This window comes from Hyphomicrobiales bacterium, assembly GCA_016710435.1.
GTDB lineage: Bacteria > Pseudomonadota > Alphaproteobacteria > Rhizobiales > Aestuariivirgaceae > Aestuariivirga.
This window is the reverse complement of the sequence record JADJVV010000048.1, coordinates 1-25,444: the sequence shown is the minus strand read 5'-3', so window position 1 is coordinate 25,444 and position 25,444 is coordinate 1. Positions and strand designations below refer to the sequence as shown.

The 25,444-nt window shown below is 67.8% G+C and carries 29 protein-coding genes; 25 read left to right on the top strand and 4 right to left on the bottom strand.

Going from position 1 to position 25,444, the window contains the following annotated elements; all coding sequences use genetic code 11:
* Positions 1–28: 28 nt before the first annotated feature.
* The 25 genes from IPM06_22225 to IPM06_22105 all read left to right on the top strand — a co-directional run bounded on the left by IPM06_22225 (position 29) and on the right by IPM06_22105 (position 22,589).
* Positions 29–508, top strand: a complete 480-nt coding sequence (locus tag IPM06_22225) for a phage terminase small subunit P27 family (GenBank protein MBK8773127.1) — start codon at positions 29–31, stop codon at positions 506–508.
* Positions 489–2,264 carry a terminase large subunit gene (locus IPM06_22220; protein MBK8773126.1) on the top strand — a complete coding sequence of 592 codons (1,776 nt, stop codon included), beginning with the start codon at positions 489–491 and terminating at the stop codon, positions 2,262–2,264. The genes IPM06_22225 and IPM06_22220 overlap by 20 nt, the downstream gene beginning before the upstream one ends.
* 2 nt (positions 2,265–2,266) lie before the next feature.
* Positions 2,267–3,679 (top strand): phage portal protein, encoded by a 1,413-nt coding sequence (locus IPM06_22215; protein MBK8773125.1) that lies wholly within the window; start codon positions 2,267–2,269, stop codon positions 3,677–3,679.
* The gene (locus IPM06_22210; GenBank protein ID MBK8773124.1) at positions 3,673–4,365 is read left to right on the top strand and encodes an HK97 family phage prohead protease; all 693 of its coding nucleotides are present in this window, start codon (positions 3,673–3,675) and stop codon (positions 4,363–4,365) included. The genes IPM06_22215 and IPM06_22210 overlap by 7 nt, the downstream gene beginning before the upstream one ends.
* Before the next feature lie 70 nt (positions 4,366–4,435).
* Positions 4,436–5,602, top strand: coding sequence for a phage major capsid protein (locus IPM06_22205; protein MBK8773123.1), 1,167 nt, complete (start codon positions 4,436–4,438; stop codon positions 5,600–5,602).
* A gap of 38 nt (positions 5,603–5,640) precedes the next feature.
* Positions 5,641–5,850 carry a hypothetical protein gene (locus IPM06_22200; GenBank protein MBK8773122.1) on the top strand — a complete coding sequence of 70 codons (210 nt, stop codon included), beginning with the start codon at positions 5,641–5,643 and terminating at the stop codon, positions 5,848–5,850.
* A 1-nt stretch (position 5,851) separates the two neighbouring features.
* On the top strand, positions 5,852–7,780 hold the full coding sequence (locus tag IPM06_22195) for a right-handed parallel beta-helix repeat-containing protein (GenBank protein ID MBK8773121.1): 1,929 nt from the start codon (positions 5,852–5,854) through the stop codon (positions 7,778–7,780).
* A gap of 29 nt (positions 7,781–7,809) precedes the next feature.
* Positions 7,810–8,208, top strand: coding sequence for a hypothetical protein (locus tag IPM06_22190; GenBank protein ID MBK8773120.1), 399 nt, complete (start codon positions 7,810–7,812; stop codon positions 8,206–8,208).
* Positions 8,209–8,241: 33 nt separating this feature from the next.
* The gene (locus IPM06_22185) at positions 8,242–8,817 is read left to right on the top strand and encodes a phage head-tail connector protein (protein ID MBK8773119.1); all 576 of its coding nucleotides are present in this window, start codon (positions 8,242–8,244) and stop codon (positions 8,815–8,817) included.
* Entirely contained in the window at positions 8,814–9,158 is a 345-nt protein-coding gene (locus IPM06_22180; GenBank protein MBK8773118.1) for a phage head closure protein, read from the top strand. Before IPM06_22185 ends, IPM06_22180 begins: the two co-directional genes overlap by 4 nt.
* Entirely contained in the window at positions 9,155–9,634 is a 480-nt protein-coding gene (locus tag IPM06_22175) for an HK97 gp10 family phage protein (GenBank protein MBK8773117.1), read from the top strand. The genes IPM06_22180 and IPM06_22175 overlap by 4 nt, the downstream gene beginning before the upstream one ends.
* A complete protein-coding gene (locus IPM06_22170) occupies positions 9,631–9,996 on the top strand; it encodes a DUF3168 domain-containing protein (GenBank protein MBK8773116.1) in 366 nt (121 codons plus the stop codon). Before IPM06_22175 ends, IPM06_22170 begins: the two co-directional genes overlap by 4 nt.
* A gap of 236 nt (positions 9,997–10,232) precedes the next feature.
* Positions 10,233–10,754, top strand: coding sequence for a hypothetical protein (locus IPM06_22165; GenBank protein ID MBK8773115.1), 522 nt, complete (start codon positions 10,233–10,235; stop codon positions 10,752–10,754).
* Between the two features lies 1 nt (position 10,755).
* Entirely contained in the window at positions 10,756–11,130 is a 375-nt protein-coding gene (locus IPM06_22160) for a hypothetical protein (protein ID MBK8773114.1), read from the top strand.
* A gap of 77 nt (positions 11,131–11,207) precedes the next feature.
* Positions 11,208–11,378 carry a hypothetical protein gene (locus tag IPM06_22155; protein ID MBK8773113.1) on the top strand — a complete coding sequence of 57 codons (171 nt, stop codon included), beginning with the start codon at positions 11,208–11,210 and terminating at the stop codon, positions 11,376–11,378.
* The gene (locus tag IPM06_22150; protein MBK8773112.1) at positions 11,353–13,323 is read left to right on the top strand and encodes a hypothetical protein; all 1,971 of its coding nucleotides are present in this window, start codon (positions 11,353–11,355) and stop codon (positions 13,321–13,323) included. The genes IPM06_22155 and IPM06_22150 overlap by 26 nt, the downstream gene beginning before the upstream one ends.
* Before the next feature lie 6 nt (positions 13,324–13,329).
* Entirely contained in the window at positions 13,330–13,938 is a 609-nt protein-coding gene (locus IPM06_22145) for a DUF2460 domain-containing protein (GenBank protein ID MBK8773111.1), read from the top strand.
* Positions 13,935–14,783 (top strand): DUF2163 domain-containing protein, encoded by an 849-nt coding sequence (locus tag IPM06_22140; GenBank protein MBK8773110.1) that lies wholly within the window; start codon positions 13,935–13,937, stop codon positions 14,781–14,783. The genes IPM06_22145 and IPM06_22140 overlap by 4 nt, the downstream gene beginning before the upstream one ends.
* A 96-nt stretch (positions 14,784–14,879) precedes the next feature.
* Positions 14,880–15,221: a hypothetical protein gene (locus IPM06_22135; GenBank protein MBK8773109.1), complete on the top strand. Its 342-nt coding sequence runs from the start codon at positions 14,880–14,882 to the stop codon at positions 15,219–15,221.
* On the top strand, positions 15,221–19,156 hold the full coding sequence (locus IPM06_22130; protein MBK8773108.1) for a hypothetical protein: 3,936 nt from the start codon (positions 15,221–15,223) through the stop codon (positions 19,154–19,156). The genes IPM06_22135 and IPM06_22130 overlap by 1 nt, the downstream gene beginning before the upstream one ends.
* A gap of 23 nt (positions 19,157–19,179) precedes the next feature.
* Positions 19,180–20,085, top strand: a complete 906-nt coding sequence (locus IPM06_22125) for a hypothetical protein (GenBank protein ID MBK8773107.1) — start codon at positions 19,180–19,182, stop codon at positions 20,083–20,085.
* On the top strand, positions 20,082–20,807 hold the full coding sequence (locus IPM06_22120; protein MBK8773106.1) for a LamG domain-containing protein: 726 nt from the start codon (positions 20,082–20,084) through the stop codon (positions 20,805–20,807). Before IPM06_22125 ends, IPM06_22120 begins: the two co-directional genes overlap by 4 nt.
* Before the next feature lie 27 nt (positions 20,808–20,834).
* Positions 20,835–21,149 (top strand): hypothetical protein, encoded by a 315-nt coding sequence (locus IPM06_22115; GenBank protein MBK8773105.1) that lies wholly within the window; start codon positions 20,835–20,837, stop codon positions 21,147–21,149.
* A gap of 356 nt (positions 21,150–21,505) precedes the next feature.
* Positions 21,506–22,201: a glycoside hydrolase family 19 protein gene (locus IPM06_22110; protein MBK8773104.1), complete on the top strand. Its 696-nt coding sequence runs from the start codon at positions 21,506–21,508 to the stop codon at positions 22,199–22,201.
* Positions 22,202–22,265: 64 nt separating this feature from the next.
* Positions 22,266–22,589: a hypothetical protein gene (locus IPM06_22105; protein MBK8773103.1), complete on the top strand. Its 324-nt coding sequence runs from the start codon at positions 22,266–22,268 to the stop codon at positions 22,587–22,589.
* Between the two features lie 329 nt (positions 22,590–22,918).
* On the opposite strand, the gene IPM06_22100 is transcribed toward IPM06_22105, so the two are convergent.
* From IPM06_22100 to IPM06_22085, 4 genes are read right to left on the bottom strand one after another with little or no spacing between them, the layout of a single operon-like run.
* Positions 22,919–23,119 (bottom strand): hypothetical protein, encoded by a 201-nt coding sequence (locus IPM06_22100; protein MBK8773102.1) that lies wholly within the window; start codon positions 23,117–23,119, stop codon positions 22,919–22,921.
* 20 nt (positions 23,120–23,139) lie between these two features.
* Positions 23,140–24,162 carry a tyrosine-type recombinase/integrase gene (locus IPM06_22095; protein ID MBK8773101.1) on the bottom strand — a complete coding sequence of 341 codons (1,023 nt, stop codon included), beginning with the start codon at positions 24,160–24,162 and terminating at the stop codon, positions 23,140–23,142.
* Between the two features lie 4 nt (positions 24,163–24,166).
* A complete protein-coding gene (locus IPM06_22090; protein ID MBK8773100.1) occupies positions 24,167–24,379 on the bottom strand; it encodes a DUF4224 domain-containing protein in 213 nt (70 codons plus the stop codon).
* Positions 24,376–25,377, bottom strand: coding sequence for an integron integrase (locus tag IPM06_22085; GenBank protein ID MBK8773099.1), 1,002 nt, complete (start codon positions 25,375–25,377; stop codon positions 24,376–24,378). The genes IPM06_22090 and IPM06_22085 overlap by 4 nt, the downstream gene beginning before the upstream one ends.
* Positions 25,378–25,444: the final 67 nt, after the last annotated feature.

Below are 25,444 nucleotides of genomic sequence, written 5' to 3'. Positions count from 1 at the left end.
CAGAATGTCAAAACGGGAGGGGGGGGCTATGAGCAGGCCCCGCAAGCCGTCCGGGCTGAAGCTGGTGACGGGCACCGACCGCAAGGACCGCCGCAACGATGGCGAGCCCGAGCCGCTGCTGCTCAACGACCTGGCGCCGCCGGATCATCTGGCGCCGCGATCTGCTGCCGTGTGGGCCGAGGTGGCGCCGATGTTGCGCCGCATGCAGGTGCTGACCGAGGCCGACGTGCTGGCGCTGGAGTTCCTATGCGATGCCGTGGCCGACTACCGCCTGGCGCGTGAGTCGTGCGGCGACGACTTCGTGGCGCACTCGCACAAGGGCAGCCAGATGCTGAACCAGTGGTTCGTGGCCAAGCTGACGGCCAAGAAAAGCGCCGAGTCGATCATGGGCAAGTTCGGGATGGACCCGGCCAGCCGATCGCGCGTGATGGTCAACCCCCAGCAGGATCTGTTCGGCCAGCAGGCCGGCGGCACCGGCCGATTCTTCAATGACCGCGGCAACCACTGAAGCGCCGAAGGCTGAGCGCCGGCGCCCGCCTAGGCGCCAGGCTGCGCTTGACCGCGCCACCGCCTACGCGCACGACGTGCTGGCCGGGCGCATCATCGCCGGGCCGCATGTGCGCGCTGCCTGTGGGCGCCACCTGGCCGACCTGGAAACCGCGGCCGACCGTGGCCTGCGCTTCAGCGTGCAGCTGGCGGCGGACGCCATCGCGTTCTTTGAAGAAGTGCTCTGCCTCAACGGCGGCGACTACGAAGGCAAGCCCTTCATCCTGCAGCCGTGGCAGGCGTTCATCGTGGGCAGCCTGTGCGGCTGGCAGCGGTACGAAGAAAAGCTGGCCGACTGGGTGCGCCGCTACCGCGTGGCCTACGTGGAAACCGGCAAGGGCAGCGGCAAAAGCCCGCTGGCGGCCGGCGTTGGCATGAAGGGCCTGACGGCTGACGGCGAAAGCCGCGCCGAAGTCTACGCCGCGGCCACCAAGAAGGACCAGGCCATGGTGCTGTTCCGCGATGCGGTGGCCATGTTCCAGCAAAGCCCTGAACTGCGCGCCCGCCTGACGCCCAGCGGCGTGGGTGAGAACGTCTGGAACCTGGGCTACCGATCAACCGGCAGCTGGTTCCGCCCCATCAGCGCTGACGATGGCCAGAGCGGGCCGCGCCCGCACATCGCGCTGATCGACGAAGTGCACGAGCACAAGACCGCCCAGGTGGTGGAGATGATGCGCGCCGGCACCAAGAGCCGCCGGCAGGCGCTGATCTTCATGATCACCAACAGCGGCGCCGGCAAGACCACGCCCTGCGGCATCTACCATGACTACGCCTGCGACGTGGCTGCCGCGCGCCGCGTGGACGATGCGTTTTTCAGCTACGTCTGCGGCCTGGACGAAGGCGAAGACCCGCTGCACGATGAGGCCTGCTGGCCCAAGGCCAACCCCAGCCTGCAGCTGGCCAACCTGCCCGGCCTGCAGTACCTGCGCGAGCAGGTGACCGAAGCCCGCGGCATGCCGGCCAAGGAAGCCATCGTGCGCCGGCTCAACTTCTGCCAGTGGACCGCGGCCATCAACCCGTGGCTCAGCGCCGCCGTGTGGGAACCGTGCCAGCAGGACTACGCCGAAGACGAACTGCGCGGCCGGCGTGCCTACGCTGGGCTGGACCTGTCCAGCACCACCGACCTGACCGCCTTTGTGCTGCTGGTGGAGCCCGCCGCCGAAGGCGACCCCTGGAGCGTGCTGCCGTACTGCTGGCTGCCCGAGGAAGGCATGCAGGACCGCTGCAACCGCGACCGCGTGGACTACGCCACCTGGGCCAAGCAGGGCTATCTGGAAACCACGCCGGGCCGCGCCATCAGCAAGCGGCATGTGCTGCAGCGCGTGGCGCAAATCTGCTCACGTTTTGACGTGCAGAGCATCGCGGCCGACCGCTGGCGAATGGCGGACTTCAAGCAGATTGCCGAAGACGAAGGCATCAACCTGCCGCCCATGTTGGACTTCGGCCAGGGCTTCAAGGACATGAGCCCGGCGCTGGACGCCTTCGAAACCGCGGTGATGAACCGCACGCTGCGCCACAACGGGCACCCCGTGCTGACCATGTGCGCCGCCAATGCCGTGACGGACAGCGACCCGGCCGGCAACCGCAAGCTCAACAAGATCAAGGCCACGGGCCGGATCGACATCGTGGTGGCCGCGGTGATGGCATACGCCAGCGCTGCGTCAGACATCGCGCCTGCCAACCTGGACGAGTTCCTGAACTCGCCACTGATCGGCTGACCATGGCCCTACTTGACAGCATCCGCGGCTGGTTTGGCCGCGCCGGCGCAATGGGTGAACGGGCCGGCGCACAGGCCAGCATCCCCAGCATGGCGCTGGTGCCCGACACCGCCAACATCGGCGCCGATGCGGCCCTGCAGATCAGCACCGTCTGGGCCTGCGTTGAACGCCGCGCCAGCATCATTGCCAGCCTGCCGCTGTTTGCCTACACCCAGGCCGGCAACGGCATGAAGGAACTGGCCCGCGCCAGCAGCCTGTACGGCCTGCTGCACAACAGCCCCAATGCGCGGATGACGCCATACGAATTCTGGCGGGCCATGGTGATGAACCATGACCTGCGCGGCAACGCCTACGCGCGCATCGAACGCAACGCCGCCGGCGAAGCCACCGCGCTGTGGCCCATGCCGGCTGACCAGGTGACGCCCATCGTGCTGAACGACGGCGCCATGGTGTACCAGTACCAGATCGACAGCGACCTGGCCATCATCGCCGCGGCCAACGTGCTGCACCTCAAGGGCCTGGGCAACGGCACTACCGGCCTGTCGAAGCTCGAATTCATGCGGGCCACCACCGACGAAACGGCCAAGGCGCAGACCAGCGCCGCCAAGATATTCGGCAGCAGCGGCAAGCCCACCGGCGTGCTGATGATCGACCGCGTGCTCAAGCCAGACCAGCGCGAGGCTTTGCAGCTGCGCTTTGCCGAGATGGCCAGCGGCAACACCGCCCGGCTGTACGTGCTGGAAGCGGACATGAAGTACCAGCAGCTCAGCATCAGCCCCGAAGACCAGCAGCTGCTGGAGACGCGGCGCTTCAGCGTCGAAGAAATCTGCCGCTGGTTTGACGTGCCGCCAGTGCTGGTGCACCACGCCAACGTCACCACCTGGGGCAGCGGCATTGAACAGATCGTGGCCGGCTTCCACAAGTTCACCGTGCGGCCCATGCTGGTCAGCATCGAGCAGGCGGTGACCAAGCGCGTGATGACATCGCAGCAGCGCGCCACCATGAGCGTGGAATTCAACTTTGAGGCCCTGCTGCGTGGCGACCCCGCCGCACGCGCGCAGTTCTACGCCACCGGCCTTCAAAACGGCTACATCACCCGCAACGAAGTGCGCCAGCTTGAAAACCTGCCGCGCGATGCCAGCCCGCAGGCTGACGCGCTGACCGCGCAGACCAACCTGGTGCCGCTGGCCCAGCTGGGCAAGGCCAGTGAACCCGTGGCCGACCCGGATCCGCAAAGCCTGTCCGCCGCAGTGGCCATGACCATCAACAAGGCCGCGCAGGAAGACGGCGCGCAGCGCCGCCATGCCGAGATCGTGGCCGCGCTGCGTGACGCCAACAACCGGCCGGCGGCGCCGGCGGCAGCAACAGTTTCTCGCCATTCACCTGCTCACGCACTAGGAGCCGCACCATGCTGATGCGCAAGCACATCAACCTTCAGGATGCCGTCATCAAGATGGACGGCGACAGTGGCAGCTTCGAAGGCTACGCCAGCGTTTTCGGCGGGGTGGACAGCTACGGCGACACCATCGTGCGCGGCGCCTTTGAAAGCACGCTGCGCAACAACGGCAAGCCGAAGATGTTTTTCAACCACGAATGGACCATGCCGATCGGCAAGTGGACCACCGTGCGCGAAGACGACCACGGCCTGTACGTGGCCGGCGAACTGACGCCCGGCCTGAACGTGGCCAGCGAAGTGCGCGCCGCCATGAAGCACCAGACGCTGGACGGGCTGAGCATCGGCGGCTTTTTGAAAAAGGGCGACTACGACGAAACCGAAGGCGGGCGCGTCATCCGGCGCTGGTCCAGCCTGGTGGAGATCAGCCCGGTGGTCTTCCCGGCTGACGCCGCGGCCCGGGTTGACCTGGGCAGCGTCAAAGGCAGCGCCGACCTGGCCGAAGCCATCGAAGAAATCAGCAGCGTTCGTGAACTTGAGAGCTTTCTGCGGGATGCAGGCGGCCTCACCAAAGGGGCCGCCGTAGCGCTGGTGGCCCGCGCCAAGGTGGTGATGGGACTGCAGGGGGAGCCTGCACCCGACACACCCGAGGCGAAACAACTGCAGCTGCTCGGCGTGCGCATGAGGCTCGCCGCGTTGGCCGCATAGGCGCGCATTCCGCAACCGCAACACGGCCGCCCGAGGGCGGTTTTTTCATTCCCTGAAAGGTAGCAGCATCATGTCTCTCGAACTCATCCTGAAGGCCTGCGAAGGCATCGAAACCAAGCTCAAGACCGTCAGCGAAAAGGCCGACGGCGAGATCGCCACGCTGGGCAAGGTCACCGCCGACACCAAGACGGCGATGCAAACCCTGGGCACCGAGCAGCGCGTGCTGGCTGACCGCATCCAGCAGCTGGAACAGCGCGCCACGCCCGTGGAAGGCGCCAAGGCCAAGGAAGACAGCTGGGGCGCCCAACTGATCAAGGCCAAGAGCTACGAAGCCTTCGCCGGTGGTCACACCAACAAGCTGCGCGTGGAAGTCAAGAACACGCTCACCGGCAGCGACACCAACGTGGCACCCGCCCGCGCGCCTGGCGTGGTGAGCGGCGCCTTCCAGCCGCTGACGCTGGAAAGCTTCCTGCCCAGCATGAACACCGCCAGCAACGCGGTGGAATTCACCCGTGAAAACGTGTTCACCAACAGCGCGGCAGAAGCGGCTGAAGGTGCGGCGAAGGCTGAATCCGCGCTGACCTGGACGCTGGTCAACATGCCCATCAGCACCGTGGCGCACTGGATCAAGATCAGCCGCCAGCTGGCCGCTGACAACAGCGCGCTGGCCAGCTACGTGGACACCCGCATGCGCTACGGCGTCAACCTGAAGGTGGAAACGCAGCTGGGCGCCGGCGACGGCGTGGCGCCCAACATCAGCGGCGTGCTGGACGCGGGCAACTTCACCGCGCACGGCTACACCAATGCCGCGTTGACGGCCATCAGCGCCACGTTCAAGAAGCTGATCCTGATCCGCAAGATGCTGGCCGACACCTGGGCGGCGGGCTTCCCGGCCGACGGTATCCTGCTGAACCCGGCTGACTGGGCCACCATCGAAATCGAGCTGCTGACCACCGCAGCCGGCCAGCAGCTGTACAGCGTCAGCGACGGTGGCGTGCCGCGCCTGTTTGGCGTGCCGGTGATCCAGAGCATCGGCATGACGGCCGACAACGTGGCGGTGGGCGCCTTCGGCCAGGCCTACATGATCCACAACCGCGAAGGCGTGGTGGTGGAAATGAGCGACAGCGACAGCGACAACTTCACCAAGAACCTGATCACCATCCGTGCCGAACGCCGCCTGGCGCTGGCCACGGAGCGCCCGGCCGCGGTGCGCGCTGGTGACCTGACGCCGGCCTAAGCCCGGAGGGGCCGGCCGCAAGGCTGGCCCCGTACACCATGCAAGTGCAGATCAAGTTCACCAAGCCCGGCGCGTCTTCGGTGTTTGGCGCCTTTGCGCCGGGCGACCTGCTGCGCTGCAGTGCAGACGCTGCGCGGCACTTTGTGGAAGACGCGGCGTGCGCGGTGTACGTGCAAGCCCAGGCAACTGCCGAAGCCCCAGCACAGCCGCCGGCATTGAAGGCGCGCAAGCGCGCCGTGAAGGAATAACGTGGCCACCATCCAGCTGCTTCACCAGTTCAACGGCTACAAGCCAGGGTTCTATGACTTTGGCACGGTCGAAAACGCGCGGCTGATCGCGCTTGGTCTGGCGCGTGACTGGACCGTCAATTCCGATGGTGGGCAGTCGTTTGACGACATGCTGACGGCCGGTGAAGTGGCTGCAACTCGAGCCCTGGTGTCAGGGGCTGAGATTCTTCTAACTCCGTCAGGTGACACGACAGGCGCCGCCGACTCGACAGCCATCAATGCAGCAATCGCTTCTGTTGGGGCGCTGTCATACGGCGGGCGGGTGACGCTCGCGGCAGGCCAGTGGTATCTGAACGCAGTTCTACAACTCAGGTCAGGAGTGTCGCTCAAGGGTTCAGGCAAGACGGCTACGCTGGTAAAGATGGTGAACACCACGCGAGTTGCCACCTGGGCGTGGAACATGATTTACGTCGGCACCGAAAACGGCCTATCGTCCGTAAACGATTGGTCAGTTTCCGACATGACGCTGGACTTTGATCGTAGCAGTCAAGCCGGCCTTGCCGCAAACATAGCCGCCGCAACCGATGCGGCTGGTAACTGCATCCGAATTTACGGTGATGTAAAGCGCGGTACGGTTGCGCGATGCAGACTAATCAATGCCGTGTCTCACGGCCTCATCGGCGTGCAGGGCCTGTACGATTTTCAAGCCTACGAGAATGAGTGCTATGGCTCAACGTATCGCGGCATTCACTTGCACGGAGATTCTGGCGGAGCATATGACAGCGCATTCTCTCAGGGCCGCATCTCAGTTTATCACAATCTGATCCATGAAAACGGTTTGCTGGTAACTGGGGCTGTTTCGCCTAACACGGCCGCGCTAACCACTGGCCTGTTTGTTGTGTTTGACAACCAGCAGCAGGTCGAGGTTAGTAATAACACCGTGTACCGTGAAGCTGGGACAGGCGTTCAAATCACAGGGCAGAGTGCCGGTGCAAGCAGCACCAGCTCGCGGCAAATCATTGTTCACGGCAATAACATTAGATATTGCGGATATGGGCTCTACGTCACCAACGGCATCCGCGAGGCAACGATCTCATCTAACGTCATTGCAGAGTGTGGAATTGCTGCTTCTGGAATGACGTACAGCACAGGTGCTGGAGGAATTGGCATTCTCATAGCCGGGCAGGCGGGGACGGATGATGACATGCCTACCAATCTAACCATCTCGGGTAACGTGGTGTCTCGGTGCAAGGTTACTGGACTGGCCGCCACTTACTGGGGGAAAGGCGCTACAGGTAACGCTCGCGGAGGCGTAGTCACTGGCAATATTTTCTCCGCCAATGGTGGCGTTGCAGCTGGTGGCTACACGCCGCTTGGCAGTCAGTGCGACATGAACCATACGCACAGAGTAAGTTTCAGCAATAACGTCTTCGACGGCACGACCCCTGGAACAATGTTGGCCGTGAATATCTCGTCTTCGTGCGATTCCATCGCAATGATTGGTGATGTTGGCATGCGGGCTGCTGGGTCTACAGCAATCAACTGCGATGCACCGAATAGCAATCTCCAACCGGGCAGCGAGGTGCTTGGGCATGTAGCGCAATCCGCGCTGCCGGATTCGACGTATTTCTACAGTTCAACCCCGCAGCAGTACAAGCAAACGTACACAGTAACAAACGACGCCACCGCATGGTTTAAGAACGTTCAACTAGGCTCTGTGAATTTTGTAAAAGGCATCCGCGTGATGCTGCTGTCGGCGGCCGGCGTTGTCTCGAACACTTCAACGCTCGCGGCTGGCTTTGATGGTCAGAGTGTGACGCTGATAAACACAAGTGCCAACAGCATCACGTTGACGGGCGGCGGCACAACGCTTGTGGCGAACATCGTGTTGGCGACTCAGGGATCAAAGTACACGATGACTTATTCTTCAACGATTGGTAAGTGGGCCTGACCCCATCCCCTGCCGGTACACCTGACAACATGCTGCGCCGCGCCGTTCACGCCATGCTGGTGCTGCTGGCGGTTATCCCGTGGTTGATTGGTCTGCTTGGGTTCGGCGCCGCGCTGCTGCTGGTGCTGGCTGCCGACTGGGTGTGGCCCAACGCCACATGGGGCAACTGCTGGTCCTTTGTTGGCCCGCGCTGGTTCAAGCACGGCGGGTACATCTGCGCACGCCCAGCCGATGGCGTCAGGTTGCTCGGCAAATTCTGGATTCCGCACGCCTTCTGGATGCCAGAGATCGGCACAGACGCCAGCATTCAGCAGACCGTGCCGGATCACCGATCAAACGCGCAGTGGCTGCCGTGGCGTGTCCTGTACTTCCCTTACCGTGTGATCCGCAAAGAACGGGCGCACAACTCCAACTGGGCCGATCTTTAGCCCGTGTTTCACCAAGCCAATGAAGGTCCAGCAATGAGCCTGACCCTGATCACAGCGCCGGCGCTGGAGCCCATCACGCTGTCCGAAGCCAAGCTGCACCTGCGCGTGGACAGCACGGACGAAGACGCGCTGATCACCAGCCTGATCGTCGCCGCGCGGCGCCTGGCCGAGCATCAGATGGGCCGCGTGCTGATCACGCAGACTTGGGAACTGAGGCTTGATGAATTCCCGGCAGACGACATCGAGCTGCCCATGGCTGGCCTGCTGGGCATCACTTCGATCAAGTACCTGGATGATGCCAACGTCGAGCAGACCGTGGCGCCTGGCGACTACGCGCTTGACGCTGCCGTGACGCCTGGCCTGGTGCGGCTGGCCGTCGGCGCCAGCTGGCCCAGCACCTATGCGGTGGCCAATGCGGTGAAGGTGCGCTTCACGGCCGGCTACGGCCCGGCGGCTGCCGATGTGCCGGCCAACGTGGTGGCGTACATCAAGCTGCAGATCGGCGCGCTGTACCGGCACCGCGAAGCCTTTGCCGCCGGCGTGAGCGTGGCTGAGCTGCCCAACCGCTTTACGGCCGCATTGTTGGACGGTGAGAGGGTCTACCTGTGAACATCGCCGCCGGGCTGATGGACCAGCGCATCACGCTGCAGGCCCCATCGGCCAGCGTGGACAGCCTGGGCCAGCGCGTGGAAACCTGGGCCACCGTGGTGGCGCTGTGGGCCAACGTGCAGCCCCTGCGCGGGCGTGAGTTCTTTGCCGCCGGCGCCATCAACAGCGAAGCGCAGGTGCGCGTGCGCATCCGCTACCGGGCGGGCGTGACGGCCGCCTGGCGCGTGCTGTGGAAGGGCGTGCCGCACGCCATCGTGGCCGAGCCGGTGGACGTGAACGGTGGCCGCCACACGCTGGAGCTGCTGTGCAGCGCCGGCATCCGCGACGGGGCCGCGCCATGATCAGCGCCAAGGTGCACGGCATCCCGGACCTGAAGGCCGCGCTGGCCGGCATCGTGCCCAAGCTGCGCGTGCGGGCCCTGCGCAACGCGCTGGCGGCCGGGGCGCGGGTGGTGCAGCGTGTTGCGCGTGCCAACACGCCCGTGCTCAGCGCGGCCAGCGTGCCGGTGCGCAAGGGGTGGCGCAAGCCGGGCACCGTGCGCAAGGCCATCAGCGTGCGCACCAGCAAGATCGCACGCCGCAAGGGCGATGTGGGCGTGTTCGTCAACGTGCGGCCTTCCAAGCGCGGCCAGCGCGGTGCCCGCAACCCGAATGACCCGTTTTACTGGCGCTGGCTGAATTTTGGCACCAAGCACATGCGCGGCAGCAACTTCCTGCAGGCCGGGGCGCAGCGCCTGACTGAAGCGCTGCAGGTCTTCAAGCACGCCATCGGCCCGCAGATCGCCAAGCTGAACAAACCCAAGGCACCCGCGCCATGACCGTCGAAACCGACTTCCGCGCCCTGCTGGCCGCGCACGCGCCGCTGGTGGCCCTGGTGTCCACGCGCATCGCGCTCAACGCGGTGCCCGAAGGCAGCGCCTTTCCGCTGGTGGTGTTTGCCGCGCAGCACACGCCCACGCTGGGCCTGGACGGCACGCTGCTGGCGCACCAGGCCACGCTGGACGTGCAGTGCTGGGCCGAAACCGCCGCCGCGGCGGATGCCGTGGCCGACGCGGTGGTGGCCGCCGCCGCGCTGGCCCCATCTGCCCGCGGCTGCGCGCTGCTGGGCCGCACCACCACGCACGACCCCGAGGTGGGCAAAGACGGCACCACGCTCAGCTTTGACTGGTGGGCCGTGTAGCCACTGCAGACGCCTGTACACCACCCCCGCGGGGCCGCCACGTTGCAAGACGGGCGGCCCCGCTGCTTTTCTCACCGCAACCGGCCTTGTGGCCATTCACTGAAAGGAAGCCATCATGGCAAACGTCAAAGGCCGCAACGTCAAGATCGAGATTGCGGCAACCTACGCGGCACCCAAGACGGTGACCGCCGTCACCCTGGCCAACCCCGGCGTGGCCACCAGCGCCGCACGGCGGCATGGCCAACGACACCGTGGGCTACTTCAGCAGCGTGGGCGGCATGGCCCAGCTGGAGGGGCAGGCCTGCCGGGTCAAGAACCAGGCGGCCAACACCTTCGAGCTGCAGGGCCTGAACACCACCAACTTCACCGCCTTCACGTCGGGCAGCTTCACACCGGTGGCCACCTGGGCCACGCTGGCTGAATCCACCGCCTATGACATCGGCGGTGGCGCGGCCGACAAGCTGGACGTGACGACGCTGATCGACATCGTGAAGAAGGAAGAACAGGGCCTGCTGCCGGTGAGCAACGTGTCGTGCGAGATCATCGCGCAGGACACGCCCAGCGCGGCCATGCAGCTGCTGGAAGCCGCCGTGCAGAGCCAGGGCGCGGTGGTGGTGCGCATCACGCTGCCCAACGGCGCCGTGCGCATCTTCTACGGTGAGCCCAGCCTGCCTGGTGAAAGCGTGCAGGTGGGCGCGGTGGGCACCGGCAGCCTTGACTTCACGGCCAAGGGCTTTGTGCTGAAGCTGGCCGCCTGACGTGGCCACCGAGGTGCAGGCGCTGCTGGCCCGCATGGCCGCGCAGCGCGAAGCCTGGGCCGACCTGGGCGGCGGCAAGAAACTGCAGTACCGCCGCCCGCCCGAGGTGGAATTGCCGCGCCTGATGGGCGGCGTGGGGCTGGAGCACGTCACCCAGTACGCCTGCGGGTGGGAAGGCTTCACGGAGGCTGACCTGCTTGGCGCCGGCATTGGCGGCAGCGATGCGGTGCCCTTCCACCGCGACCTGTGGGCCGCCTACGCGGCAGACCATGCCGAGGACGTGGCCGCCGTGTCGCAGGCCATGGCGCAGACCGTCACCGTCTACCTGCAGCGCAAGGCGGACGTGGCAAAAAACTCGCAAGCATCCTCGACCTAGAACCCGGTGTCGAGTATGAAGGCGATGACCTGCCGCGCGCCGGCGCTGAAGACCTGCTGGCCTTCAAGGTGTTCAACTTGCTGGCCAACGGCATGGGCGGGCTGGACTGGGCCGGCCTGCCGCTGGTGTGCGGCTGGCTGGGCGTGCAAGACGCCGAAGGGCTGATGCAGCGCCTGGCGCTGATCAAGGCCCACCGCAAGGCAGACGAAAAGGACCAGCCGCATGTCACTGGCAACGCTCAGCATTGACCTGGTGGCGCAGCTTGCGTCACTGCAGACCGGCATGGACAAGGCCGGCCGCATTGCGGAAAAGCAGGCCGCGCAGATCGAGGCGCGTTATGCCCGCATGTCGGCGCTGGCCGCCAGCGTGGGCGCGGCGCTGGGCGGCGCCATCTCAATCGCCGGCATCACGCAATTCCTGCGCAGCACCATCGATGGGGTGGACGCGCTGAACGACCTGAGCGACGCCACCGGCGCCAGCATCGAGAACATCAGCGCGCTGGAAGACATTGCCGCGCGCACCGGCACCACGATGGACACCGTGGGCAGCGCGCTGGTCAAGCTCAACAAGGTGCTGGCCGAGGCCGACCCCAACAGCCCCATGGCGCGGGCGCTGCAGGCCATCGGGCTGAACGCCACCGAACTGCGCAAGCTGGACCCGGCCGAGGCCCTGCGCCGCACCGCCGTGGCGCTGGCCGGCTATGCCGACGACGGCAACAAGGCGCGGCTGGTGCAGGAGCTGTTCGGCAAGAGCATCCGCGAAGTGGCGCCGCTGCTGAAGGACTTGGCCGACGCCGGGCAGTTGAATGCCACGGTGACGACCGAACAGGCCAAGGCGGCGGAGGAATTCAACAAGCAGATGTTCGCGTTCAACAAGAACGTGGTTGACGCGGCGCGTTCGATCAGTGGCCCGCTGGTGAATGCCATGAACGACTTCATCGGACGCGCGAAACAGGCGTCAGATGAGAGCAAAGGCTTCGGCGAACGGCTGCAGAGCCTGTTTGGCGCGGCCAAGTCGCTGGGCTTTGGTGCGTTGCTGGGGCTGAGCAACAACGAGCTGAGCGCGCTGCAGCAGGCGCAGGTGGAACTCAAGAACATCGAAAAGGCGCTCGCGCGGCAAAACATCAGCGAACAGTGGCGGGCTGATCTTGAGAAGCAGCGCATCGCGCGGCTGCAGATCATTGCCAAGCTGCAGTCCGAAGACATCTACAGCAACGAAGGCCGCAACGCCAGCAGGCCCAGCGTGCCCGCCATCCCCGAGGCGCCCAAGAAAACCGGCGGCGCCGCGGCGCGTGAGCGTTCATTCGTCAGCAACAGCTTTGACCAGGCCACCATCGCCGCGCTGCGCGCGATGGAAGCCACCGACGCCAACAAGCTGCGCGAACTGAACCTGGCGCTGTCGGGCCTGTTTGAACTGCAGCGTGAGACCCGCGGCGACCCCGTGGTGGTGCAGGCCATCGCCAAGGTGCGCGCCGAGATCGAAGCGCTGACCAACGCCCCCGTGCCCGACCCCGGGCCCACCAAGGCCTACGCCGACGCGCTGGCCGCGCTGGGCGGCACCAGCGTGGCACAGATCCGCGAGGTGTCTGCCGCGCTGGATGAATTGTTCAAGATGCGCGACGTGGGCCTGGACAGCCCCGAGCTGGAAGCCGCCATCCAGGCGCTGAGCGACAAGCTGGCCGAGCTGAAGAAGCCGCTGGCCGAGGTGAACGCCTTTGCGCAAGAGGCCGGCCGCAACATCCAGGACGCGCTTGGCGACAGCGTGCTCAAGGCGCTGGAAGGCAACACCAACGACATCGCCAAGCTGTGGCAGAGCATGCTCAACCGGCTGATCGCGCAGACGGCCGCGGCCGAGCTGGGCAAGATGCTGCTGGGTGACTACGCCAAGACGGGCCAGATGGGCGGCTGGGCGGGTGAGCTGAGCAAGTGGATCGGGTCACTGAGCGCCCGCGCCGACGGCGGCCCCATGACGGCCGGGCGCCCGTACCTGGTGGGCGAGCGCGGGCCCGAGATCGTGGTGCCGCGCCGCGCCGGCACGGTGCTTCCCAACGGCGTGGGCATGGGCGGCGGCAGCCGCACCGTCAACGTCACCATCAACATGGCCGGCGGCAGCGGCGGCGGCCAGAGCACCGCGCTGCAGGCGGGCGAGGCGATTGGCCGCCAGGTGCGGCTGGCGCTGGCGCGCAACGGGTAAGCACAGATGGCCTTCTACGAATCCCCCCGCTTCCCTGACGCAATAGCCTACGGCGCGCTGGGCGGGCCTGAGTTCCTGACCACCGTGGTGGCCAGCGGATCAGGCCGCGAGGCGCGCAACGCGGCCTGGGCCTACCCGAAGCACCGCTGGGACGTGAGCCAGGGCATCAACGGCCAGGCCGACTTCGAGACGCTGCGCGCGTTCTTCATGGCCGCGCGCGGGCGCTTTCACGCCTGGCGCTTCAAGGACTGGGCGGACTACACCGCCACGCACACCACGGGCGTGGTGACGGGCATCACGGCCACCACCTTTCAACTGACGAAGCGCTACACCAGCGGCGCGCAGACGCTGGACCGCATCATCACCAAGCCGGTGACGGGCACGCTGGAGGTGAAGGTCAGCGGCGTGGTGACGGCGCACACGGTGGACACCACCACGGGCGTGGTCACCATCGGCACGGCGCCGGCGGCGGGCACGGTGACCTGGGCGGGTGAATTTGACGTGCCCATGCGCTTTGACACCGACCGGCTGCAGGGCCGCATCGAATCGCGCAACGCTCAGGCCGGGCTGCTGCACCTGTGGGACAGCATCCCCATCGTGGAGGTGCGGGTGTGACGCGCGCAATAGGCGCCGGGCTGCTGGCGCACATGCAAAGCGGCGCCACCACGCTGGCCTGGGGCCTGAAGGTGACGCGGGTGGACGGCACCGTGCTGGGCTGGACATCACACGACAGGCCCGCGGTGATCAGCGCCGTGACCTACAGCGCCGACCTGGGGCTGGACGTGGCCAGCCTGGTCAGCAGCGCGGGCTTCGCGGTGGACAACACCGAGATCAACATCCTGGCCGACGATGCGGTGATCACCCGCGCCGACATCATGGCCGGCGTGTGGGACGGCGCCGAGTTTGAATTGTTCCAGTACAACTGGGCGGACCTGGCGCAGGGGCGCGATGTGCGCAAGGTGGGCAACTTTGGCAACGTGCGGCCGGTGCGCGGCGCCTACGTGGCTGAGCTGCGCGGCCTGCGCCAGCGGCTGCAGGCCAGCATCGGCGGCATCACCCAGGCCACCTGCCGCTACCGGCTGGGCGATGCGCGCTGCACCAAGGCGCTGGGCGCCTTCACCTTTGCCGGCACGTTGACGCACGTCACCAGCCAGCAGGTGGTGCGCGACAGTGGCCGCGCGCAGGCGGCGGGGTACTTTACGGCCGGCGTCATCACCTTCACATCCGGCCTGAATACTGGCCTGCAGTTCAAGGTGAAGGCGCACGCGGCGGACGGCACCTTTACGCTGGACCTGCCGGCCGTGGCCGCGCTGGCGGTGGGCAACACCTATAGCGTGGTGGCCGGCTGCACCAAGCGCCTGGCCGAGGACTGCCGCGACAAGTTCAACAACGTGCTGAACTTTGGCGGTGAACCGCACCTGCCCGGCATTGACCAGGTGACGGCGCCGCCGGTGACGTGATGGCAACCCGTGCACAAGTGGCCGCCCAGGCCCGCGGCTGGATCGGCACGCCCTTTGCGCACCAGCACCGCGCCCGCGGCGTGGGGGGTAGATTGCGTGGGCCTGGTCATCGGCGTGGCACGCGAGCTGGGCCTGGTGCCCGAAGGCTTTGACGTGACGGGCTACGCCAGCGTGCCCGATGGCCGGGCGCTGCCGGCGCAGTGCGCGGCGGTGATGCAGCCGATCGCCCGGGATGAGATGGGCGAGGGCGACGTGGTGCTGGTGGCCTGGAACGGCGGCCCGCCGCAGCACCTGGGCGTGGTGTGCACCTACCGCCACGGCGGCCTGGCCATGGTGCACGCCGACAACCGCGCGCACCGCTGCGTGGTGGAGACGCGGCTGCTGTTCGGCCGGGCGATGTGTTTTGTGGGCGCCTACCGGCTGCCTGGGGTGGCCTGATGGCGCAAACCGCACTCACGATTGTCGGCTACGCGGTCGGCAGTTACTTCGGCTACCCGCAGCTTGGCGCGGCCGTTGGCGCCTATGTGGGCGGCCAGGTGGAGATCGCCAACACGCAGATCCAGGGCGCCCGGCTGGACGACCTGCGGCTGCCGAAGTTTGAGTACGGCAGCACCATCCCGCGGCTGTGGGGCCGCAACCGGGTGCCATCGGCGCCCATCTGGATGAGCGCCAAGCGCGAGATCAGCACCACCACCGGCGGCAAGGGCAGCGCCGAACCCGAGGTGACGACCTACACCTACGAATGCGACATCCTCTACCTGCTGTGCGATAACGAGATCGTGGCCGTCTCGCGCATCTGGGCCAACGGCGAGCTGGTTTACACCGCGCTGGCCGATTCGGACGACACCAGCGCCGCGGCCAGTGAATTCACCGACAAGTGGACCGACCTGCGCGTGCATGTGGGCGGCCCCGCGCAGCTGCCAGACCCGGTGTACGAAGCCGCCGTGGGCGCTGGCAACGCGCCGGCCTACCGCGGGCGCGGCACCGTGATGATCGAGGGGCTGCAGCTGGGCAACTCTGGCCAGGTGCCGGTGCTGACCTTCGAGGTGCTGACCAGCGCCACGGCCAACGGCCGCTGGGTGGAGGCGGGCGAGAACCCCGCGCACACCTTTGCGCCCACGTCGCAGCCGGTGCTGCAGTGGGGCTTTGGCACCGACGCCATCACCACCATGCCGGTGCTGGCGGGGCCCAACATCACGCTGGTGGGCACCAACCCGGGCAGCAACCAGCATGTGGCCACCACGCAAGAGGCGGTGAACGGCGGCAAGCGGTACTTCGAGGTGATGATCAACGACGCCAGCAGTTCATCGGGCGAGCTGGGCTGGATCGTGGTGAAGGACTTTGCGGGCCACCGCTACGGCAGCAACTACAGCGGCAATTTCACCGCCAACGGCACCAACCTGGGGGCGCCCGGCGACGGGCCGGCTTCCATCACCTGGCTGGGCGCCAACCGGGTGATGCAGTACGCCTTTGACCTGGACGCGGGCCTGATGTGGGTGGGTGCGGCCGGCGTGTGGCACGGCGTGGCCGGCATCGCCACCGACCCCGGCACCGGCACCAACGGCCAGGCCGCCGGCACGCTGACGCCCGCGGGCTGCACCATCGAGCTGACGGTGCAGGCCAACGGCCCCATTTTTGCGGCCAACCTGCGCACCGTGCGGACGGACTTTGCCTACCCCATCCCGGATGGCTTCACGCCCTGGGCCAGCGACGGTGATGATGCAGACGCCTGGACGCCGGTTGACGTGCCGCTGGCGGATGTGGTGCAGGACTTGTGCGAAGCCGCGGGCGTGCCCCCCGCGCAGGTGGACGTGGCGGCCCTGGCCGGGCTGACGGTGAGCGGCGTGCCGGTGACGCAGGTTTCCCCCGCGCGCAGCACGCTGCAGACGCTGGCGGCGGCCTATTACTTCGACTGCGTGGAGAGCGACAAGCTGTACTTCCGCCTGCGCGGCGCGGCGGCGGCGGCCACCATCCCGCACGACGACCTGGGCGTGGCGCCCGACACCCCGGCCGATGGCGACCCCGTGGGCCTGGAGCGCGCCAATGACCTGGAGGTGCCGGCCCGCTACGCGCTGCAGTACATCAACGTGCAGGACGACTACCAGGCCGGCACCGTGTACAGCGACCGCATCGTGTCGCAGAGCGAAGAGACGCGCACCACCACCGTGCCGGTGACGCTGCCGCCCGAACAGGCGCAGGGCATCGTGGACACGCTGGCGCTGGACATGCGCATCGGCGCCACCACGCTGCGCCCGGCCATCGACACCACGCGCCCGCAGCTGGAGCCCACCGACGTGGTGCAGGTGGTGGACGTGGACGGCGCCACCTACCGCGCCCGCATCGTGCGCGAAAACTACGCCGGCGGCGTGCGCACGCTGGAATGCGTGCTGGACGACGCATCGGTGCTGGCCGCGGTGGGCATCACCGACGACACCAGCGCGCCCAACGTGAGCGTGGCCAGCTATTCGCTGAGCGACCTGCTGCTGCTGGACATCCCGATCCTGCGCGATGCGGACGACGCGCCGGGCCTGTACGGCCTGATGCGCCCGCGGTACACGACAGGATGGGCCGGGGCGGTGCTGTTCATCAGCAGCGACGGCGCGGCCTACACATCGGGCGACAAGGTGACGGTGGCGGCGGTGTTTGGCACCACCACCACGGCGCTGGGCGATTGGACGGGCGGCGCGGTGTTTGACGAGGTGAACAGCGTCACCGTCAACGTGGGCGCCGCCACGCTGGCCAGCGCCACGCGCGATGCCATGCTGGAGGACGCCAGCCTGAATGCCGCGGTGGTCAACCACGAGCTGCTGCAGTACCGCACCGCCACGCTGGTGAGCGCGGGCGTGTACACGCTGAGCGGCCTGCTGCGCGGCCGGCGCGGCACCGAATGGGCGATGACCGGCCACGCGGCCGGTGAGCGCTTTGCGCTGCTGAAAGCCGGCGGCACGGCCCGCGTGGTGCAGGTGGCGGCGGATATCGGGCAGACGCGGTACTTCAAACCCGTCAGCGTGGGCCGCACGCTGGCCAGCGCCGAAGCCACCACGCTGGCGCCCACCAGCGTGGGCCTGAAGCCCTTTGCGCCGGTGGACCTGCGCGCCAGCCGCGACCCCACCGGCGGCCTGGTGCTGGCCTGGAAGCGCCGCACACGGCTGGCCACGCAGTTTGCCGGCGCGGCCGGCATCCTGACGCCGCTGGGCGAGGCGGCCGAGGCCTACGAGGTGGACATCCTGGACGGCGCCACCGTCAAGCGCACCATCAGCGCGGCCACGCCGGGCTGCGTGTACACGGCGGCGCAGCAGGCGGCGGACTTTGGGGCGGTGCAGACCACGGTGGACGTGCGCGTGTACCAGCTCAGCGCCGTGGTGGGCCGCGGCACCGCGCTGGAGGCCACCGCGGCGGTGGGCGGCTACACGGCCGCCGCCAGCACCGGCACGGTGACGCTGGGCGGCGCATTTGTCACGGGCGTGCGGATCACGGTATTTGCCGACGCGGTGCAGATCGGCGAGCATGTGACCGTCGGCGGCGACACCAACCTGGCGGGCGCGGCCACCGCGCTGGCCGCGGCCATCACCAGCGGCGGCTTCAGCGCGGCGGCGGTGGGCCCGGTGGTCACCGTCACCGGGCCGGTGGGGCGCACTTTTGTGCTGACGGCCAGCGCCGCGGGGGCGGCCAGCATGTTCGGCGCACTGCACACGCCCGCCGCGCCGGCCGGGCCCGGCACCGCGTACCAGGCGGCGGTGTACGTGGCCAACTTCGTGACCGGCGTCACCGAGCCCATACCCGCGGGCACGCAGCTGGCGCTGCAGATCGAGCAGCCCATCGGAACCTACCTGGGCACGGTGAGCTACACCCTGCCGGCCAGCGGCACACGCTTTGACGCGCTGGGCGGCCTGGCCAACGCGATGGCCACGCACGCCACGCTGGCGGCGCTGGGCTATGGCCTGGGCGTGCAGAGCAACGCGCAGGGCTTCTACGGCCTGCTGACCGGCCCCGTGGGCGCGCAGGGCGTGTACGCGCAGGGCAGTGGGGACAACGGCTTCGGGCTGACGATCTCCGTCAACGCCCTGGGCAGCGCCGCTGTGCCGGTGGACAGGCCGCAGCGCACCATGTACTTTCTGGACGGCACGCCGGCGGCTGGGCAGGTCTTCACCATCACGCTGGGCGGCGTGCCCTTCACCTACACCGCCGGCGGCGGCGACACCATCGTGGACGTGGCCAGCGCGCTGGCCACCGCAGTGGACGCCAGCGCCACCTACAGCGCCGCGCACAGCTCGGCCGGCACACAGGCCTATGTGAACGTGTACGGGCAGGCCAACGTGCCATTCACCTACGGCGCCAGCGTCAGCGCATCCATCACCGTCACCGTGGCCTAGAGCCGAGCGGAGCCAATCCCATCATGCAAACACTCAGCAGCAGCCAGGCCAGCCCAGAAATTCCCCTCAACGAGAACTTCGAGACGCTGGACCACGCGGCCGTCTACGGCAAGGCGCACGCCACCACCACCGGGCTGACCTGGGGCTATTACGGCGGGCGCTGGGGCGGCTTTGCGGTGGCCGCCGGCACGCTGGCGCTGACCAACGCGGCCACCAACTACGTGGTGGTGGAACGCGCCACCGGCGCGGTGACGGTGGCCACCACCAACACCAACTGGAACAACAGCACCGACTATGCCCGCGCCTACAAGCTGACGACGGCCGGCAGCGTGGTGACGGCCACTGAGGACCACCGCGCCGGCCCGGGCGGCGTGCACGGCAGCGCGGGCACCAGCGGCGTATCGCCGGTGGGGCGGCATGCGGTGTACGTCAGCGCCGCGGCCATGCAGCCCAGCGCGGTGGCGGGGTGCGCGCCGCTGGCCATCGTGGCCACGTCGGCCAACAACCCCGACATCCTGAGCCTGGACTTCGACACCACCACGCAGGAATACGCGCAGTTCAGCCTGGCCATGCCCAAGAGCTGGAACCGCGGCACGGTGACCTTCAGCCCCATCTGGAGCCACGCGGCCACGGCCACCAACTTTGGCGTGGTGTGGGACTTGCAAGCCGTGGCGGTGAGCAACGACGACCCCATTGCGGTGGCCTACGGCACGGCGCAGACCAGCACCGACACGGGCGGCACCACGAACGACCTGTACCGCGGGCCTGAATCCGCTGCCATCACCATCGCCGGCACGCCGGCCAGCCAGGATGTGGTGTTCTTCCGCCTGTCGCGTGTGACGGGCAACGGCAGCGACACGATGGCCATCGACGCGCGGCTGCACGGCGTGGAGCTGTTCATCACCACCGAAGCGGCGACCGACGCATGATCCCCAGCCTGCAACTGGCCCAGTTTGGCCGCGCCGGCACGGTAGCCACCGTGGGCGCGGACCCGTACTTTGCCAACGTCAAGCTGCTGCTGCACTTTGACGGCACGGACGGCAGCACCACCTTCACCGACGTGCTGGGCCACACCTGCACGGCCAACGCCAACGCGCAGATCGACACCGCGCAGGCCAAGTTTGGCGGCGCCAGCGGGTTGCTGGACGGGGTGGACGACTACGTGCGCGTGACCGCTTCGCCAGACTTCTACCTGGCCGGCGGCGACTTCACGATGGAGTGCTTTGTGCGGCCATCGTCAACGGTGGGCCTGCGTTTCATCGCCAGCCCGCGGCGCGTGTCGGGGGCGGACTGGAACTGGTACTGGACACAATCGGGCGGCACGCTGTACTTCACCGCCATCGGGCCCGGCGAGGGCGCCACGCTGGTGGCGCTGTCAGGCGGCACGCTGAGCACCGGCGGTGCCTTCCAGCATGTGGCGGTGACGCGATCGGGCGACACCTGGCGGCTGCTGCACGACGGCGCGGTGGTGGACACCGACACGGTATCGGGCTCGATCTACGACGCCAGTGTGGACCTGCTGATCGGCGCGGACGCATCCACCGCGGGGCGCGAGTGGGCGGGGCACATCGATGAGTTCCGGCTGACGGTGGGCGCCGCGCGCTACACGGGCGCCTACACGGTGCCGACGGCGGCATTTCCGGATTCCTGACAACCACACAACAGCAAAGGCAGCACCATGAGCGAAGCACCCCAATTCAGCAGCGGCGGCGGCAAGGCGGCGGACGGCCCGTTTACCTGGGGCGGCGACGAACAAGCGCGACTTGGCCGCGTCTGCAGCCAGGACGGGCACCCGTACCCTGCCGGGAACTACGGCAACACGGTGGCGGCCGGCTACTACATGGTGCGCGACGACAAGCACGGCATCTGGATGTGGGTCAAGGCCGGCGAGATGGTGCAATGGGACGGCCAGCCGCACCCGGTGCGCGTGTCGCTGCGGGCTGCCAAGGCGGCGCTGTACGAGGCGGCGCAGAAGCTGGGCCTGGGTATCTGATCATGCAGGAGCATCGCCACGATGGGCCTGACGCAGCGCCAGGCGGTCAGCCCAGGCGCTTCATCGTGGACGAGTCGGCAACGGACATGGAGCGCCCTGGCCGTGATGATGGGCGCCCAGATCCGGGAAGCCATGCGCGACGGCACCAGGCCAGGAACTCGGACCCGCTGAACTGGGCGCACGCCGTGGGCGCGATTCACGACCACGCGCAGAAGCAGGCCGGCACCGGCGAGTTTGGGCGGCCTGCGCGTGCCGGGGTCGCGTGTGCTTTGGGTGGCGCTGGCCGCGCTGGCCATCTACATGGTGGGCGGCTGGGCGGCGCTGGTGGCGTGGCTTCGAGGCTGGGGCGGCCGCTGATGGTGCGGTCGGCCCTGCGCTGCTGCGTGACCGCCATCGGCTGCGGCCAGGATCTGGCCGAGCAGTTTGCGCCCCACCTGTCTGATGCGTGCGAGTTGCACGACATCAAGGGCCCGGTGCGCCTGGCCGCCTTCCTGGCGCAGATCGCGCACGAATCCGGCGCGCTGCGCCACACGCGCGAGCTGTGGGGCCCGACGCCCGCACAGGCGCGCTACGAAGGCCGCAAGGATCTGGGCAACACGCACCTGGGTGACGGTTTTTTGTACAGGGGCAGAGGTCTTTTGCAGGTAACTGGCCGTGCTGGGTATGCCGGCGCATCGCAGCGCCTTGGCGTTGACCTGCTGGCCGCGCCTGAATTGCTTGAGCAGCCGCGCTGGGCCGCGCTGAGCGCCGCCGACTGGTGGGCCGCGCACGGCTGCAACGCGCTGGCCGATGCGGGCGACTTCACGGCGCTGACCCGGCGCATCAACGGCGGCACCAACGGCCTGGAAGACCGGCTGCAGCGCTGGGCGCGGGCCAAGGAAGCGCTGGCCGGCCGCCAAAAAAGCCGGCGCCGCCGGCGCCGCAGAAACCCGCACAGGCCATGCCAGAGCCAGCCACGCCCCCACCACGGCCGGATGCCGAGCCGTACACCCAGGAGCCGCCACAGATCCCCGCTCCGCCCCCCCGTTCGGCGCAGCCGCTGCCGAGCCTGATCGAATCAATCCCCAAGCTGGGCGAAGCTGGCCCGGGAGCTGACCGCCACGTCGGGAACGCAGCGTGGCCGCCGCCACCAGGCTCATGGAAGTGGTGCAGCAGGCCACCGGCGCCATCAACGCGCAGGAAGCGTTGGAGAAGGTCAAGGCAGACCCGGCGGTTGCCGCCGCTGCAGCCAAGGCCGTCGAATCGCGCTGGATGGAGATCGCCGAAGCGGGCGGCGGTGGGATCGATGGGGCGCGCAAGGCCGATGCGGTGGCCACCGCTTCTGGTGACCTGCTGCCTGACCCGCCGCTTCTGGATCGCGTGCCTGATCCTGCCGCTGGTGTGCGTGCTGGCGTGGCTGAGCCTGGACGGCCTGATCGGCACGGCCACCTGGTCGGATGACGTGCGCGCCGGCTCGGCACCCTGATCAGCGCGGTGATCGGCGGCCTGGTGGGCTACTAAGGGCCAGACTACCAGCCGCAACCGGACGCCGGCGGCGTGACCGCTTTATGCGGGAGCGCTTGCGGGAGTTGCGGGAGCGATCGCCGCTAAGTTGTTGATTTTGGCTGGCGGAAGGGGCGGGATTCGAACCCGCGGGGGGCTGTTAATCAGGCCTCGCAATGGCGCCAATGCTTGCGATTGGGTCGATTGCTCCCGCATAGAACTGGCGCTTTCTGGGCGTCGGCCAGCTGGGAAGGTGGGCTATTGCGGGAGCGGTTTTTGACCAAGGTTCATGCCTTCAGTGCGCGGATCGCGGCGGCACACCGCTCACGTTCAGCCTGCAGCAGCCGGACTACAGTGTCTGCACGGTAGTACGTCCCTGCACCCAACGGGTCGTCCAGCTTTCTGGGCGTGATCAAGTCAGGGTCTGGCAGCCGCTCTAGCGCGGCAAGCATCTCGCGGTTTGTCATCGTTGATCCGTCGTTGTCCATGTCTTTGATCCCTTCGTGAATCATCTAACGGGCTTGAGCTTTTCGCCCTGCACATAGTGCTCGCGCGTCACGCTCAGGCTGCTGTGCTGCAGCAGCGCTGAGGCCTCCTGCAGGCTGCCCGCCAGCTGGCCGGCGCGCTTGCGCATGTCGCGCAGCCAGATGGCTTTGGCCTCGGGGCATTCTTTGGCGGCTTCGGCCCTGGCGCTGGCGAAGCGTTCAGACAGCGCGCGGTAGGTGACCGGGCGGCGGCCGGCGGCCAGCAGGAACAGGTGTTCCGGCTTGCGGTTGGCCTTGCGCCTGTCGATGATGGGCGACAGCACCGTGCTGGCCGCCAGGTCGAACTCGGCGCGCTTGCCAGTCTTGCCGGCCTGCACCACCAGGCGGCCATCGCGCACGTCTGAAAGGCGCAGGCGCACCACGTCGGTCATGCGCAGGCCGGTGGCGGTGGCGATGTCCAGCGCATCGCGCACGGTCTGGTCGGCGTGCTTGTACAGGGCCGCAAACGCCGCGTCGTGCACTTCCACCTGTCGCTTGCCGGCCGCGCCCTTCCACCCGGTGCGCTGCATGCCTGTGGCGGGCCAGGGCAGGGTCGTCAGGCCCTCCAGGCGGGCCCAACCCCACACCACCGACAGCACCTGCATCTCTTGCCGTGCGCGGGTCTTGGCGCTGCGTTTGGTGATGTAGGCGCGCAGCACGGGCAGGGTGATGTCTTCCCACCGTGCGGGGCCGAAGGCGGGGCGGATCTCGGCCAGGCACTTGCGGTAGCCGTGGATGGTCTCGGGCGCGCGTTCGCGGCCATCGGGGCGCACGGTGATGCCGCGCTGCTCCCAGCCGCGGAAGGCTTCTTCCAGCGTGCCGGCCTGGCGCGGGGCGTCGAGGTGCAGCTCGGCCCAGCGGAGCAGGGCTTCGGTGTGGTCGGTGCCAAGCGGCACGTCGGGCTTGCCGGTGCCGCGCATGTCGTACCACCAGCTCACCCAGACCTGGCCAGACTTGCCGGTCTTGACGCTCTTGCGCAGCTTGGGGTACTTCGACTTCTTCGGCATGGGGTCACCTCACGCGCGAAAAGTCTACCCCTGTCGTTGCCTTGGTTTGCGGGAGCAGTGCGTGCGCCTGGGCGACCACGCGCGACACCTTCACGGCGCGGCCCAGGAAGATGAACGGCACGCCCAGCTTGGCCAGCGCTGCGGCCTGGCTGGCGGCGCGGGCCTTGCCCGTCACTTCGGCCAGCTCTTGGGGGCTGAGGGTGTCGTCGGCGGTCATCCCAGCACGTCCAGCGGGCTGACCGTGCCGCGGCCCGCGTGGGCGCCCAGCACGTGGGTGTAGATCATCGTGGTCTCGACATCGCGGTGGCCCAGCAGTTCCTGGATGGTGCGGATGTCTGTACCGCGCTGCAGCAGGTGCGTGGCGAAGCAGTGGCGCAGGGTGTGCGGCGTGGCGGGCTTGGCGATGCCGGCGGCGCGGCAGGCGTCCTTCATGGCGCGCTGGATGGTCCAGTCGAAGATGTGGTGGCGCCGGATCTCGCCAGTGTCTGGATTGCGGTGGCGGCCCGGGGTGGCGAAGACGTACTGCCAGGGCCATTCGCGGCCGGCGTTGGGGTACTTGCGCGCCAGGGCGTGCGGCAGGTCGACGCTGGCGTAGCCTTCGGCCAGGTCCAGGTCGTGCCAGCGCCGGCGCTCTTCCAGCAGCAAGGTCAGCGGGGTGGCCAGTGAGCCGGGCAGCATCACCACGCGGTCTTTGTCGCCCTTGCCGCTGCGGATGGTGAGGCGGCGTTCGCGGATCTCCAGATCCTTCACGCGCAGGTGTTGCCCTTCGGCGAGGCGCATGCCGGTGCCATAGAGCAGGCGCAGGAAGAGGCCCGGCGTGCCGCTGGTGTGGGCCAGCAGGGCGCGGGTCTCGTCCACCGTCAGCACCGTCGGCAGGCGCACGGGCTGCTTGGCGCGGACGATGTTGTCCACCCAGCCGATCGGCATCTCCAGCACCTTCTGGTACAGGAACAGCACGGCGGCCAGCGCCTGGCGCTGCGTGCTGGCCGACACCTGCCGATCGCTGGCCAGCCAGGACAGGAAGGCGCCCACCTCGGCCGCGCCCAGCTCGCGCGGCGGGCGCTTGCCGGTGTGGTGCACGTAGCACTTGATCCAGTGCCAGTACGCATCGAACGTGCGCGGGCTGTAGTGCCGCACCGCGCAGGCCGCGTGCACGGCTTCTTTCAGCGTGCGGGGGCGCTTGTCGCATAACGCGGTTGGTGCGTCGTGCGAAATCGCGGTGGGGCGTTGCAGATCAAGGACTTGCACGATGGGCTCGCGGTGTTATGCGACGGGGGTTGCT